The 14,232-nt window shown below is 43.2% G+C and carries 14 protein-coding genes, 1 rRNA gene and 1 riboswitch; of the genes, 1 reads left to right on the top strand and 14 read right to left on the bottom strand.

The window, feature by feature from the left end; translation table 11 throughout:
- Positions 1-4: 4 nt before the first annotated feature.
- The gene (locus AC1DIV_RS11730) at positions 5-271 is read left to right on the top strand and encodes a YgaP-like transmembrane domain (protein WP_048680606.1); all 267 of its coding nucleotides are present in this window, start codon (positions 5-7) and stop codon (positions 269-271) included.
- 45 nt (positions 272-316) lie between these two features.
- On the opposite strand, the gene purD is transcribed toward AC1DIV_RS11730, so the two are convergent.
- The 14 genes from purD to rrf form a co-directional block, all read right to left on the bottom strand.
- Complete coding sequence (gene purD, locus AC1DIV_RS11725; RefSeq protein ID WP_063595366.1) at positions 317-1,591, bottom strand: phosphoribosylamine--glycine ligase; 1,275 nt, start codon at positions 1,589-1,591, stop codon at positions 317-319.
- A 19-nt stretch (positions 1,592-1,610) separates the two neighbouring features.
- A complete protein-coding gene (gene purH / locus AC1DIV_RS11720; protein ID WP_477576442.1) occupies positions 1,611-3,146 on the bottom strand; it encodes a bifunctional phosphoribosylaminoimidazolecarboxamide formyltransferase/IMP cyclohydrolase in 1,536 nt (511 codons plus the stop codon).
- An 18-nt stretch (positions 3,147-3,164) separates the two neighbouring features.
- Positions 3,165-3,740, bottom strand: a complete 576-nt coding sequence (gene purN / locus AC1DIV_RS11715) for a phosphoribosylglycinamide formyltransferase (RefSeq protein WP_477576440.1) — start codon at positions 3,738-3,740, stop codon at positions 3,165-3,167.
- Entirely contained in the window at positions 3,740-4,765 is a 1,026-nt protein-coding gene (gene purM, locus AC1DIV_RS11710; protein ID WP_048680618.1) for a phosphoribosylformylglycinamidine cyclo-ligase, read from the bottom strand. The genes purN and purM overlap by 1 nt, the downstream gene beginning before the upstream one ends.
- Positions 4,766-4,807: 42 nt before the next feature.
- On the bottom strand, positions 4,808-6,223 hold the full coding sequence (gene purF / locus AC1DIV_RS11705; RefSeq protein ID WP_048680621.1) for an amidophosphoribosyltransferase: 1,416 nt from the start codon (positions 6,221-6,223) through the stop codon (positions 4,808-4,810).
- Positions 6,208-8,427 (bottom strand): phosphoribosylformylglycinamidine synthase subunit PurL, encoded by a 2,220-nt coding sequence (gene purL, locus AC1DIV_RS11700; RefSeq protein WP_340878631.1) that lies wholly within the window; start codon positions 8,425-8,427, stop codon positions 6,208-6,210. Before purL ends, purF begins: the two co-directional genes overlap by 16 nt.
- Positions 8,411-9,097, bottom strand: coding sequence for a phosphoribosylformylglycinamidine synthase subunit PurQ (gene purQ / locus AC1DIV_RS11695; protein ID WP_048680628.1), 687 nt, complete (start codon positions 9,095-9,097; stop codon positions 8,411-8,413). The genes purL and purQ overlap by 17 nt, the downstream gene beginning before the upstream one ends.
- Complete coding sequence (purS, locus tag AC1DIV_RS11690) at positions 9,094-9,348, bottom strand: phosphoribosylformylglycinamidine synthase subunit PurS (protein WP_034306118.1); 255 nt, start codon at positions 9,346-9,348, stop codon at positions 9,094-9,096. The genes purQ and purS overlap by 4 nt, the downstream gene beginning before the upstream one ends.
- Positions 9,341-10,060 carry a phosphoribosylaminoimidazolesuccinocarboxamide synthase gene (gene purC, locus AC1DIV_RS11685; protein ID WP_048680630.1) on the bottom strand — a complete coding sequence of 240 codons (720 nt, stop codon included), beginning with the start codon at positions 10,058-10,060 and terminating at the stop codon, positions 9,341-9,343. The genes purS and purC overlap by 8 nt, the downstream gene beginning before the upstream one ends.
- A gap of 102 nt (positions 10,061-10,162) precedes the next feature.
- On the bottom strand, positions 10,163-11,455 hold the full coding sequence (gene purB, locus AC1DIV_RS11680) for an adenylosuccinate lyase (RefSeq protein ID WP_034306123.1): 1,293 nt from the start codon (positions 11,453-11,455) through the stop codon (positions 10,163-10,165).
- Positions 11,452-12,612 (bottom strand): 5-(carboxyamino)imidazole ribonucleotide synthase, encoded by a 1,161-nt coding sequence (gene purK, locus AC1DIV_RS11675; protein WP_340878630.1) that lies wholly within the window; start codon positions 12,610-12,612, stop codon positions 11,452-11,454. The genes purB and purK overlap by 4 nt, the downstream gene beginning before the upstream one ends.
- Positions 12,596-13,084, bottom strand: coding sequence for a 5-(carboxyamino)imidazole ribonucleotide mutase (purE, locus tag AC1DIV_RS11670; RefSeq protein ID WP_034306127.1), 489 nt, complete (start codon positions 13,082-13,084; stop codon positions 12,596-12,598). Before purE ends, purK begins: the two co-directional genes overlap by 17 nt.
- 179 nt (positions 13,085-13,263) lie before the next feature.
- Positions 13,264-13,365: riboswitch (purine riboswitch) on the bottom strand.
- Between the two features lie 74 nt (positions 13,366-13,439).
- On the bottom strand, positions 13,440-13,640 hold the full coding sequence (locus tag AC1DIV_RS11665; protein WP_048680636.1) for an NETI motif-containing protein: 201 nt from the start codon (positions 13,638-13,640) through the stop codon (positions 13,440-13,442).
- A gap of 482 nt (positions 13,641-14,122) precedes the next feature.
- A 5S ribosomal RNA gene (gene rrf / locus AC1DIV_RS11660) occupies positions 14,123-14,232 on the bottom strand; the annotation flags it as partial.

Here is a 14,232-nt window from a genome sequence, read left to right as displayed (position 1 = left end):
TTATATGAAGTTTAAACAAAATATCAGTATAATAAATGCTTTAATGCGAATTACTTGTGGTTTTACATTTCTAACATGGGCTACGGCTAAAATGGTGAAAAAACCATGGAAAAACCAATCTTATATAATCGTGGCCATGCTTTCCGCCATGAAAATAGGCGAAGGAATCCTCCGTTATTGTCCTGTCGTAGATGCGATGGAAAACGGACAAAACTTGATGACAAAAGGACCAAAACAGGAAAATGAATCGAATCAATCTGATTCATATTAAGTCTTATAGAAGAAGCTGACTCCGCTTAGAGTCAGCTTCTTTATATTATGATGAAAAATTGTATTTTATTGCTCGGTAGCCAATATCCGTTCGCCAAAATAAACCGTCTTTCTCAATATGCCCTAACTCTTTATATACTTCAGCTTGCGCAGAGGCCAAATCTTTCCCTTTTGCAGCAACCAGAAGTACACGTCCGCCATTCGAGATGAAGTTCCCTTCATTATTGAGAGCCGTTCCAGCATGATAAACATGGGCTTTCGGATCAATCTTTTCCAAGCCTTTAATGATAGATCCCTTTTTATATTCCCCTGGATATCCATCAGCTGCGACGACCACTCCGAGCACGGCTTCTTCATGCCATTCAAGTTGTAAATCCTCTCCAGAAAGAACCGCTTCAAGCGTATCTACGAAGTCTGTCTTTAGACGAGGTAAAACGACTTGCGTTTCCGGATCGCCAAAACGGGCATTGAACTCAATGACTTTTGTGCCTTTTTCAGTGGCGATCAACCCGGCATATAATATTCCTGTAAAACTCCGATTCTCAGAAATCATCGCATTTACCGTGGGTTTAAGAATCGTTTCGACTGCAGTCTGGATCATTTCATCGGATATTTGCGGCACCGGTGAATATGCACCCATTCCACCTGTGTTCGGACCCTGATCTCCATCAAAAACCCGCTTATGATCTTGAGCAATGACCATCGGATACACTTTTTCCCCATTAACGAATGCCATCAATGAAAATTCCTCGCCATCAAGGAATTCCTCAATAACGACTTTGGCAGATGCTTCCCCGAACTTTGCTCCGACTAGCATATCATGGATGGCGTCTAACGCCTCTTCCATCGTCATAGCAACTACGACACCTTTTCCTGCTGCCAAACCATCCGCTTTTATGACAATGGGGGCACCCATTTTTTCGATATATGCTTTTGCTGAATCATAATCAGAAAATGTTTCATATTCCGCTGTGGGAATGCTGTAGTTCTTCATTAAATCTTTAGCAAAGGATTTACTTCCCTCGATGACTGCGGCACGGCCATTAGGGCCAAATACCTGTAATCCCGCTTCCGTAAAATCATCTGCAAGTCCATTCAACAATGGGGTTTCGGGCCCGATCACCGTTAATGAAACAGCATTCTTCTTTGCAAAGGCAACCAAATCCCCATGATTGTTTTCATCAATTGGTACAAGAGTCGCTACATCGGTCATCCCTGGATTTCCCGGTGCTGCAAAAACGGTCCCAACTCGTTTACTTTCAAATAGTTTGCGGGCTATGGCATGCTCCCTGCCGCCCCGGCCAATTACTAGTACATTCATTATCGCACCTCATTTTTGATTAATGTTTAAAGTGACGAATTCCTGTAAACACCATCGTAATCCCATATTCATCAGCTTTCTTGATTGAATCTTCGTCTTTAACAGATCCACCAGGCTGAATGATTGCCGTGACGCCCGCTTTCGTTGCCGCTTCTACAGTATCATCCATCGGGAAGAAAGCATCTGATGCCAATGCACTTCCTGTTGCTCTTTCCCCAGCTTGTTCCAAAGCAATTTTTGCAGCTCCCACGCGGTTCATTTGTCCTGCGCCAACACCTAATGTCATTTGATCGTTACAAACCACAATTGCATTCGACTTGACATGTTTCACGATTTTCCAGCCAAGTTCCATGGCTTTCCACTCTTCAGGGGTAGGCTCACGTTTCGTTGCCACTTTTACCTCTGCATCCTTTAAGCTATGTGCATCCTGATCTTGAATAAGCAATCCGCCTTCAATGGATGTCAATTTACGTTCAGGCTTTTTAACCGCGTCGAAATCGATCGTTAATAAACGAAGGTTTTTCTTGCTTGTCAATACTTCCACTGCCTCTTGTGTAAACCCAGGTGCAATGATGATTTCAAGGAAGATTTCATGAAGCTTTTCCGCAGTTGCCTTATCAACTTCACGGTTCAAAGCGATGATCCCACCGAAAATGGAAGTGGCATCTGCCTCATATGCTTTTTCATATGCTTCCAAAATGGTCGCACCGACACCGACGCCGCAAGGATTCATATGTTTGACTGCAACTGCAGCCGGCTCATTGAATTCTTTAACGATTTGAAGTGCTGCATCAGCATCATTAATGTTGTTGTAGGAAAGTTCTTTTCCATGTAATTGATTCGCTTCTGCAATTGAGAAAACGGAACCAAGCGGTTTTTTATAGAATGCGGCTTTTTGATGTGGATTTTCCCCATAACGAAGCGACTGTTTCAATTCATAGGTAACAGTCAATGATTCAGGATTTTCTTCATCGGCAAGCTCTGTCATATACTCTGAAATAACGGCATCATATGCTGCTGTATGACGGAAAACTTTTGCTGCCAGGCGGCGATTCGTGGTTTTTGATACCCCGCCGTTTTGTTTCAGCTCAGCCAATACGGTAGGATAATCATTGGAATCAACGATAACAGTCACATATTCGTGGTTTTTAGCAGAAGAACGAAGCATTGTCGGTCCACCGATATCGATGTTTTCAATAGCATCTTCCACAGTGACTTCCGGTTTGGAAATAGTCGCCTGGAATGGATATAGGTTCACGCAGACAAGTTGAATGGGTTCAATATTATGTTCCGCAAGCTGCGCTGCGTGATTTTTGTCATCATGTTTTGCCAACACTGCTCCATGGACATTCGGGTGAAGCGTTTTAACACGTCCATCCAATATTTCAGGGAAACCGGTGACGTCACTGATTCCAATTACCTCAATACCATTATCCTGCAGCGTTTTTTTGGTACCGCCTGTAGAAATGATTTCAAAACCTGCTTCAATTAATCCTTGAGCAAATTCTACGATACCTGTTTTATCCGATACACTAATTAATGCACGTTTCTTCATGTTATGTTGGTCCCTCCATTAAGTAAGTTTCTTGTGGCATAGCTCCTGCAAAACTGACGGATACAGGTCATGCTCCATTTCCTGAATCCTTTTTTGAAGGATGTCTTTCGTATCCCCCTCAAGAATCGGCACTGCTTTTTGGGCAATGACCGGTCCTGTGTCCATTCCATCATCCACATAATGAACCGTTACCCCCGTTTCCTTCACTCCGGCGTCAAAAGCCTGGCCAATTGCATCCTTGCCTGGAAAACTAGGCAGAAGTGAAGGGTGGATATTCACGATCCTCTGTGAATACTTTTGTAATAATGTCGGTCCGATCAAACGCATATAACCAGCCAGAATGATGAATTCTATCTCATATTGGCGAAGTTTTTCCAGGATTTCCGATTCATATTCAGTCTTGTTGGAGTAATTTTTTGCTGAAAAGGAGAAAGAGTCAATATTCTCAAGCTTGGCTCTCTCAAGCACATATGCGTCTTCACGATCGCATACGACAAGGCAGATTTCCGCCTTCAAATTTCCACTTTTTATTGCTTCAGCAATTGATTGAAAATTACTACCGTTACCTGATGCAAAGACAGCAAGGCGTTTCATTATTTGAACGACACTCCATTTCCATCCACAACCGTCCCAATAACTGAGGCTTCTTCACCGCAAGACCGTAGGTGGGCTAGCACATCGGATGCCACTTCTTTTTTCACGATAGCCGTCATTCCAACTCCCATATTGAAGATATTGAACATTTCCTCTTTTACAAGGTTCCCTTTTTCTTCAAGGAATGAGAATATAGTTGGAATTTCCCAGCTTCCAAGCTCGATTTCAACACCGCATCCTTCAGGAAGAATACGCGGAATATTCTCGATGAATCCTCCACCGGTGATATGGGCAAGACCATTAACCTCAAATTTTTCCAACGTCGATAAAACGGACTTCACATAGATTTTTGTCGGCTTTAATAATTCCTCACCCAACTTGCAATCCAGTTCCGGTACGAAGTCATGAAGCCCCATGCCTGAGTCCTCAAGAAGGATTTTACGAACAAGGGAATACCCATTACTGTGGATGCCGCTTGAAGCGAGTCCAATAACGACGTCACCAGCCGAGATGGCTTCACCAGTGATAAGACGTGATTTTTCAACGGCACCTACAGTAAAGCCTGCCACATCGTATTCTTCCGTCTCGTACATGCCTGGCATTTCAGCCGTTTCTCCGCCGATTAAAGCACAGCCCGCCTGCTCACAGCCATCTGCAATTCCTTTGACGATCATTTCAATTCGTTCAGGATCTGCTTTACCACAGGCAATATAATCTAAAAAGTATAAAGGTGCAGCACCTTGAACGACAACATCATTGACGCACATAGCTACACAATCCACTCCAATTGTATCGTGTTTATCCATCATGAACGCTAACAAAAGTTTTGTACCCACTCCATCCGTACCAGAAATGAGCACAGGTTCTTTAAGGTTCAAGGAAGATAAGTCAAACATGCCGCCGAAACCGCCCAGACCATTCATTACTTCCGGACGAAATGTGCGCTTTACATGTTTTTTCATTCGATTTACCGCTTCATAACCAGCCTCAATATCCACACCAGCCTGTTTATATGCATTAGCCATTTGAAATCCTCCTCCGAAAATCAATCATCATTGCCGACTTGATTAACATTTTGTTTTTTCTCGTTCGTATTCAAAAATTTCAGTCGGATAATTTCCGGTGAAACAAGCTAGGCATGAACCGCGCGTTTCTCCAGGAAACGGTCGTCCAATTGCTTCGACCATACCTTCGACACTTAAAAAAGTTAAGGAATCAGCTTCAATGATTTCCCTTATTTCCTCCACCGATTTTGAGCTTGCAATCAGTTCTTCCTTTTTAGACGTGTCTATGCCATAAAAACATGGATTCTTGATCGGTGGTGAGCTGATTACTACATGCACTTCTTTCGCTCCGGCATCTTTTAACATGCGGACAATCCTTCTGCTCGTTGTCCCACGGACGATTGAATCATCAACCATTATGACCCGCTTGCCTTCCACTACCCCTCTAACAGGTGATAGTTTCATCTTTACGCCTTGTTCACGCAGACTTTGTGATGGCTGAATGAAAGTCCGTCCAACATAACGATTCTTTATTAAGCCCATTTCATAAGGAATGCCTGCAGCTTCAGCATAGCCAATCGCTGCCGAGATGCTGGAATCAGGTACACCTGTAACTACGTCTGCTTCAATTTTGGTTTCGAGTGCCATTTGCTTACCAAGGTTTTTCCGTGCCGTATGAACATTGATACCATCAATGTTGCTATCCGGACGGGAAAAATACACGTACTCCATCGTGCACATTGCCTGTTGGCTGGAAAGCGAAAAGTATTCGGATGTGATTCCCTCATCATTAATGACAACGAGTTCACCCGGCTCAATATCGCGGATGAATTCTGCACCTACAATATCAAGTGCACATGTTTCAGATGCAGCGAAATATGCATCGCCTATTTTCCCCAAGGAAAGTGGACGGAAGCCATGCGGATCTCTTGCCATGATCATTTGGGTTTCGGTCATGATGACAAAGGCATAGGCTCCCTTTAGCATACTTAAACTGTTCTTCACGGAATCTCTTACATCCGAGTAGCCGGAGCGTTTAATCAGATGTGCCAGAACTTCCGTATCAGAGGTCGTTTGAAAAATGCTTCCTTGTCCTTCAAGCTGTGCTTTTAATTGATGGGCATTGACGATATTCCCATTATGGGCAAGTGCCAGCCCTCCTGTATGAGAATTGAACAGGAAAGGCTGAACATTTTGATACCCGCCGCCGCCTGCCGTTGTATAACGGACATGGCCTATTGCCGCTTTACCGCTACCGGAAAGTGCCTGCATTTTTTCCGCAGTGAATATCTCTGTGACAAGTCCTTCGCCCTTAGAGATGGACATCTGCTCACCATCCGTCACGACGATGCCCGCTCCCTCTTGACCACGATGTTGCAAGCTATGCAAACCGTAGTAAGCAAGCTGCGCTGCATCGGGATGTCCCCAGACTCCAACAACACCACACTCTTCGTTTAGGCTTCTTATTTCAGCAAGCATGGTATGGCTCCCTTCCAAGCTGTTTGTAAATCTTCAACGTCCGCTTCCAATACTTTGCTATCACTTGTTGCCACGACTAATTTATTATCAGCCGTTACTGAGCCTATGCAAATCGCATCTTCAACAAGAGCTTCAAATGCCGCTTGGTTTTGAGGACTGATGGACAGTAAGAATCGTGATTGCGTTTCACTGAATAATTCAGATACCGGTTCACCGGATATATTCACTTTAGCCCCAAGTTTACTAGCCGAGAATAAAGATTCAGCTAAAGCCACTGCCAAACCGCCTTCCGAAAGATCATGGGCAGATGCAACAAGTCCTTTTTGGATTGCAGTCAGAATTTGCTGCTGACGTTTTTGTTCAAGGTCCAAATCAAGTTCTGGAGCGCGTCCAAAGATTTTACCCTCGAGCATTTTCTGTAATTCACTGCCTCCGAATTCCACTTTCGCTTCACCGACCACGTAAATCAAATCGGATTCATTTTTAAATGTTTGTGTTGTGATGTGCTTAAGGTCATTGACTAGACCAACCATTCCAACCACAGGCGTCGGATAAATCGCTTCACCATTCGTTTCATTATAAAGGGAAACATTTCCGCCGATTACAGGAGTACTTAAGCTTCTGCAAGCTTCACTCATACCGTCTGCCGCTTTTTCCAGTTGCCAGAATATTTCTGGTTTTTCTGGATTCCCAAAATTCAAGCAATCCGTGATCGCTAAAGGTTCCGCACCCGAGCAAATGATGTTACGGGCTGCTTCAGCCACAGCGATTTTGCCGCCTGTTTCAGGATCTAAATAAATAAAGCGGGAGTTGCAATCCGTCGTCATGGCAAGGGCTTTATTCGTACCACGTACACGCACTACCGCTGCATCCGATCCAGGTGAGACGACTGTATTCGTGCGGACCATGTAATCATACTGGTCGTAGACCCATTCCTTACTCGAAATTGTCGGTTGCTTCAATAGGGATACCAATGTTTCTTTATAATCTTCAATGACTGGCACTTCTGCCGTCATGCTTTGGAAGTCACGGAAATATTGCGGCTCTGCAGATGGCTTGTGATAAATAGGAGCTTCTTCAGCCAATGCATCAACCGGAACCTCAGCAACGATTTCACCTTGATGGGAAAGTGTTAGGTTTTTATCATCCGTTACTTCACCAACAGCAACCGCTTCTAGGTCATATTTCGTAAACAAGTCGACGATTTCCTGTTCGCGTCCTTTAGTGACAACGATCAGCATCCGCTCTTGTGATTCAGAAAGCATCATTTCATATGCTGTCATTCCCGTTTCACGCTGCGGTACCAAATCCAGGTTCATTTTTATTCCTGAGCCAGCTTTACTCGCCATCTCGGCAGATGAGCTTGTAAGACCTGCTGCTCCCATATCCTGAATGCCAACAAGGGCATCATTTTGAATCAATTCAAGGCATGCTTCCAAAAGCAGTTTCTCCATGAATGGATCGCCTACTTGTACGGCAGGCCGTTTCTCTTCCGAAGACTCTGATAGCTCTTCAGATGCAAATGTTGCTCCATGAATGCCATCACGTCCAGTTTTGGCACCCACATACATCACTGTGTTGCCCACTCCATGCGCTTGGCCCTTTTTAATGTCCTTATGATCGATCAAACCGACACACATTGCATTGACAAGAGGATTTCCTTCATACGATGGATCAAATTGAATTTCTCCGCCGACAGTTGGAATTCCGATACAATTCCCGTATCCTGCAATCCCTGCAACCACTTCTTTAAATAAATATTTCACGCGATCATTGTCTAGCTCACCGAAGCGAAGTGAGTTCAACATCGCAATCGGACGGGCTCCCATGGAGAAAACATCACGGATAATTCCGCCGACACCGGTAGCAGCACCTTGATAAGGCTCTATTGCCGAAGGGTGGTTATGACTTTCAATTTTAAAAACGACAGCCTGATCGTCACCGATATCAACGATACCTGCTCCTTCACCAGGACCTTGTAGCACTTTCTCCCCTGTAATCGGGAATTTCCTTAAGATGGGTTTTGAATTTTTGTAGGAACAATGCTCTGACCACATAACCGAAAACAAACCAGTTTCCGTATAATTCGGCAGTCTGCCTAAGATTTTCTCCACCATTGCAAATTCATCATCGGATAGTCCCATTGTTGCGTACAATCGATCCGATTTAATTTTTTCCGGACTTGGTTCAAGCTGTAATAACATGTGATTCCCTCCAGTTTTTTACGATGGATTGAAAAATCTTTAAGCCGTCTTTACTGCCAAGCAGCGAATCAACAGCACGTTCGGGATGAGGCATCATTCCGAGGACATTTCCTTGTTCATTTGTAATTCCCGCTATTTGCTCCAAGCTTCCGTTTGGATTTTCACCATCATACGTGAACAAGATGCGGTTATTTTGTTTTAATTCAGCCAATGTTTCATCATCGCAGTAGTAATTCCCTTCACCATGTGCCACAGGGATCGTAATCGTTTCATTTAATTCATATCCTGTCGTGAACATCGATTGGTTATTTTCAACCTTCAGTCCTACATTGCGGCAAATGAATTTCAAGCCTTCATTACGGCGCATCGCTCCAGGTAAAAGTCCTGCTTCAAGTAAAATCTGAAAACCATTGCAGACACCCAAGACAGGCTTTCCTGCTTGTGCCGCTTTTACGACTTCAGCCATTACATTCGAAAAGCGTGCAATTGCTCCAGAGCGTAAATAGTCTCCATAAGAGAAACCTCCAGGAAGGAGAATCCCATCATACTGATCTAGATTGTCTGTAGAGTGCCAAACATACTCCACTTCTTCCCCCAGTGCATCCTTTATCGCATGGTACATATCGACATCACAATTGGAGCCAGGGAAAACTATGACAGCAAATTTCATTGGGTGATAACCTCCTCAACATCATAACGGTAAGCTTCAATTACCGTATTGGCCAATAGTTTTTCACACATTTCCTTCACAAGTTGATCTAAATCACGATCCGTATCCTTAATTGTAAGTTCAATGTATTTCCCCACTCGAACATCACTAACTTCGTTATATGTCAAGCTATGAAGTGATTGTTGCACTGCTGCTCCCTGTGGATCTAATACACTTTCGCGTAGTGTGATATATACCTTAACCTTATACATGTTGAGTGCCCTCCAACTTTGCTAGTATTTTTTCGTAAGCATCTGTTAAACTTCCTAAATCACGGCGGAATACATCTTTGTCTAATTTTTCGTTCGTGTTAATATCCCATAATCGGCAGGTATCAGGTGAAATTTCATCTGCCAGCAGAATGTCTCCATTCGGGGTTTTGCCGAACTCTAATTTAAAATCAATCAATTTAATGTCCAACTCTTTAAAGAAAGACGTTAAGACGATACTGATTTCTTGTGCCTTTTCTTTTAAAATCGCTACATCTTCCTTGCTTGCAAGTTCCAATTCTTCAATATGGTCTTCCGTTAACAGAGGATCGCCGAGCTCGTCGTCTTTATAGTAAAACTCAATCAGCGTTTTCTTGAGCGGCTGGCCTTCTTCAATGCCAGTCCTTTTAGAAAAACTGCCGGCAGCCGTATTTCTGACAACGACTTCTAGCGGAATGATGGATACCCTTTTGACTAGCTGCTCCCGTTCGGAAAGCATTTCAATAAAATGGGACGGGATATTCTCTTGGGCAAGCTTTGAAAATAGTAAGCTAGTAATTTGATTATTCAACTTACCTTTTCCTGCAATCTCTGACTTCTTCTCACCATTGAATGCTGTTGCCGAATCCTTGTATTCCACCCATACTATTTCACTGTTGTCCGTTGCAAAAATCTGTTTCGCTTTTCCTTCATACAACAATTCTCGTTTTTCCATCTGTCCAGACCCCCACATTGTGAATATTATGAATCTTCCTGCCATTGATCAGGCTTGGCAAACATATCACCATTAAAGGTGCCATGTTTGCCGCCTTCACTTTTATAAACCTAAACGATCAAAGATTACATCAACATTTTTCAGGTGATGTGTAGGATCGAAACAATCATCAAGTTCTTCTTTCGTAAGCAAGCTTGTGATTTTATCATCCTTTTCGATCAGGCTTCTGAATGGAACCTGAAGCTCCCATGCTTCCATCGCTTTCGGCTGAACCGTATCATAAGCTTCTTCACGGACAAGTCCTTTATCGATAAGGGATAGCAGCACACGTTGTGAGAAAATCAATCCCAGCGTACGGTCCATATTGCGTTTCATATTTTCTGGATAAACGGTCAAGTTCTTCACTATGTTGCTGAAACGGTTCAGCATATAGTTTAATGCGATCGTTGCATCCGGCAAGATGATGCGCTCAGCAGAAGAATGCGAAATGTCACGTTCATGCCATAATGGCACATTCTCATATGCTGTCATCATGTAACCGCGGATTACACGAGCCATACCCGTCATATTTTCAGAACCGATTGGATTCCGTTTATGAGGCATTGCCGAAGATCCTTTTTGTCCTTTTGCAAAGAATTCTTCCACTTCGCGTGTTTCACTTTTTTGCAAGCCGCGAATTTCCACTGCAAACTTTTCAATAGATGTCGCAATTAAAGCCAATGTACTCATATAATGTGCATGGCGATCTCGTTGTAATGTTTGTGTTGAGATTGGCGCTGCTTCAAGGCCAAGCTTTTCACAAACGAATTTTTCAACGAACGGGTCGATGTTTGCGTAAGTTCCGACAGCCCCAGAGATTTTCCCAACCTCTATGTTCTTTCTTGCTTCTTCAAAACGTTCGACATTGCGTTTCATTTCTTGATACCAAAGTGCCAGTTTCAACCCAAAAGTGGTCGGTTCCGCATGAACTCCATGTGTACGTCCCATTTGAACCGTGTATTTATGTTCTTTCGCTTTATTTTTCAGGATCTCCACGAAGTTATTTAAATCCTTGGCAAGGATCTCATTCGCCTGCTTTATCACATATGAAAGAGCTGTATCCACCACATCAGTGGAAGTCAGTCCGTAATGGACCCATTTCCGTTCTTCACCCAACGTTTCGGAAACCGCACGTGTAAAAGCAACAACATCATGGCGTGTATCTTTTTCGATTTCATTGATACGGTCGACATCGAATGTAGCATTTTCACGAAGAAGCTTCACATCTTCTTTTGGAATGACACCTAGCTCCGACCATGCTTCACAAGCTAAGATTTCAACTTCCAACCACGCATTAAAGCGGTTCTTTTCTGTCCAAATGTTTCCCATCTCTGGGCGGGTATAACGTTCAATCATTTTACTTCCTCCGTTTCAACCTGTTGATTCCATATTTTGCTTCGATCACTTTCCAAAAGAGCTTCCTCAATCGTTGGACGTAAAATATTCACATGACCCATTTTCCGCTTAAGCTTGGCTTCTTTCTTACCGTAAAGGTGAACCTTCCAATCTGAAAGCGTCGGAATTTCATCCATCAAGGGTCCGATATGCTCACCAAGGATGTTTATCATTACCACAGGCTTCAATAACGCCGTATTTCCGAGAGGCCAATTGCAGACAGCCCTTATATGCTGTTCAAACTGTGAAGTCTCACATGCCTCCATTGTATAATGGCCTGAGTTATGAGGTCTTGGCGCTAATTCATTAATGATGATATCATCCTGAGCGGTTAAAAACATCTCGACTGCCAATGTCCCCACCAAATCAAGTTTCTCTGCAAGCTGCAAAGCTTCATCAATAGCTTTCCGTTCAGCTTGGATACTGATACGGGCCGGAACAATGCTTTTATGAAGAATGTTTTCAATATGAATGTTTTCCGCAATCGGAAAATGACTTGTCTCGCCATCAGCCTTACGCGTCACGATGATGGATATTTCTTTTACGAAAGGAATCCAGGCTTCCAGCACACATATACCTGTTTTGAGCAGGGGTTCAGCCTTTTTGATATCGGCTTCTTCCTTAATGACCAACTGCCCTTTTCCATCATAACCGCCCCGCGTCGTTTTTAACACACTAGGGTACCCTAATTTCTCTATATGAAGGTAAATTTCTGAAATATCCTGTATTTCCTGATATGGAGCAACGGAAGCTCCTGCATCGGATATGGCTTTTTTTTCAGTCAATCTATCCTGTGTCAGCTTTAATAATTCTGAGCCCTGTGGAAGAAATGCATGTTGCTTTAACCAATCCAAGGCTTCTGAACTGATATTTTCAAACTCGTATGTTATGACATCACTGACGTCAGCTAACCTTTTCAATGATTCGATATCATCATAAGCACCGATGATTTCAATATCCGCCACTTGGGCACATGGGCCTTCTGCAGTCGGCTCAAGGACCGCTATCTTAAAGCCCGATGCCTTAGCTGACAAGGCCATCATCCTGCCCAATTGCCCACCGCCGATAATTCCAATGGTCTGTCCCGGTAATATGATTGTATTATTTAAGTTGTTCACTGCTCTGTAACACCTTTTCTCTGGTTTCGTCTCGTAAAGCCTCTAGCCTATCAGCAATGTCAGAATCAAAAGCCGCTAACATTTGAGCCGCTAACAAACCGGCATTGACTGCGCCGGCTTTTCCGATCGCAACCGTTGCAACCGGTACGCCACCAGGCATTTGAACAATCGATAATAACGAATCCATCCCATTTAATGCCTTCGACTGTATTGGCACGCCAATCACAGGGACAATCGTTTTAGCGGCGGTCATACCTGGAAGATGTGCAGCCCCGCCTGCTCCGGCAATAATCACTTTAATATCTCTATCTTTTGCACTCTCTGCATATTCAAATAGTAAATCCGGCGTCCGGTGGGCGGAAACGACTCTTTTTTCATAGGGGATCTCAAGCTGTTCCAATGATTCACAAGCGTACTTCATCGTTTCCCAATCCGAGACACTTCCCATAATAACCCCAACTTGCGGTTTCATATCATCTTTCCCTCCAACACTCATATTATGGCGTCCCGAGTATGCAGACAGACGCTTATCATTTATCTATAACATGTAAATTAAAAAACCGGACAGGTTGCTTCCTCATCGAGAAAGCAACCTGTCCGGAACAGAAAGCCCTTTTGGAAAATACAAAAAGACTTGGCTAGGTTTCCGAAATAGTCAGATGCTTTTCTCATAGTCCGATGATTTACGGTCATCAGGTAGAAACTTTTGGGCCATATCCCCATGATTATATGAGACGTATTAATGTAACTTCATCTTACCTTCCGGCCATTTTAATGTCAAGTTAAAATCGAATATTTTTACATGATATTAATTAATCGTTCGTGTTTTACTCGATTAACTTTGCTTCGAATACAATTTTTCGATCAACCGGCTCATAATGGACTTTGCCATTCTCGATTCTCTCGGCAAAGATAGGCTCTTCCGTTCGCCTTACAGGAAAGTAACCTGCCGCTTTAATTCGATCTAAACATGCATCGATCGTCTCGCCCTCGATAACTTCAAACTTTTCCTTACTCTTTTTACTCACAATACCGATCCCTTCATGGTTCTATTTTGTCTGCCTTCTTCCTTACCCATCCAACTTGCATATTATCAATAATAAATTCTTCCTAGTATAATGAAAAGAATAAGCAAAGACAAGAATGCATGTAAATAAAATCAATTACTTTATAATGGAAATTCCAAATACCTCAGAATTTGATCCCCCTTACCTTCCTAAAAGCATCTACTCTCATATACTCTACATCCCCTTCAATATCCTGCCCTTCTCCTCCCTCTGAATTACAATAGCTTCATTCATGAAATTACCTCTGCTCCATGATCGTTACATATTCGTATCTTGCTCCCATGAATTATTTCAATTCAAGTTTAGTCCGAATAAATAAGTCAGCTGATGGAATTAATTAGCCTGCAGGTCGATTTAGCTGTTAATTTACGTCATTCCTCCTGAAAGCTGAAAAATATCGCAATACAAAAAAAGACCAGCCGGATGGCTGATCTTTTTAAATGGCTTGGCGGCGTCCTACTCTCACAGGGGGAAACCCCCAACTACCATCGGCGCTGAAGAGCTTAACTGCCGTGTTCGGAATGGGAACGGGTGTGACCTCTTCGCTATCGCC

This window comes from Peribacillus sp. 05N428 (assembly GCF_056397085.1).
This window is presented reverse-complemented; position numbering and strand designations above follow the sequence as displayed.

Coding starts and splice junctions, on each gene's coding strand:
- AC1DIV_RS11730 (WP_048680606.1), top strand. CDS start 5: ATGAAGTTTAAACAAAATATCAGTATAATAAATGCTTTAATGCGAATT.
- purD (WP_063595366.1), bottom strand. CDS start 1,591: ATGAATGTACTAGTAATTGGCCGGGGCGGCAGGGAGCATGCCATAGCC.
- purH (WP_477576442.1), bottom strand. CDS start 3,146: ATGAAGAAACGTGCATTAATTAGTGTATCGGATAAAACAGGTATCGTA.
- purN (WP_477576440.1), bottom strand. CDS start 3,740: ATGAAACGCCTTGCTGTCTTTGCATCAGGTAACGGTAGTAATTTTCAA.
- purM (WP_048680618.1), bottom strand. CDS start 4,765: ATGGCTAATGCATATAAACAGGCTGGTGTGGATATTGAGGCTGGTTAT.
- purF (WP_048680621.1), bottom strand. CDS start 6,223: ATGCTTGCTGAAATAAGAAGCCTAAACGAAGAGTGTGGTGTTGTTGGA.
- purL (WP_340878631.1), bottom strand. CDS start 8,427: ATGTTATTACAGCTTGAACCAAGTCCGGAAAAAATTAAATCGGATCGA.
- purQ (WP_048680628.1), bottom strand. CDS start 9,097: ATGAAATTTGCTGTCATAGTTTTCCCTGGCTCCAATTGTGATGTCGAT.
- purS (WP_034306118.1), bottom strand. CDS start 9,348: ATGTATAAGGTTAAGGTATATATCACACTACGCGAAAGTGTATTAGAT.
- purC (WP_048680630.1), bottom strand. CDS start 10,060: ATGGAAAAACGAGAATTGTTGTATGAAGGAAAAGCGAAACAGATTTTT.
- purB (WP_034306123.1), bottom strand. CDS start 11,455: ATGATTGAACGTTATACCCGCCCAGAGATGGGAAACATTTGGACAGAA.
- purE (WP_034306127.1), bottom strand. CDS start 13,084: ATGAAACCGCAAGTTGGGGTTATTATGGGAAGTGTCTCGGATTGGGAA.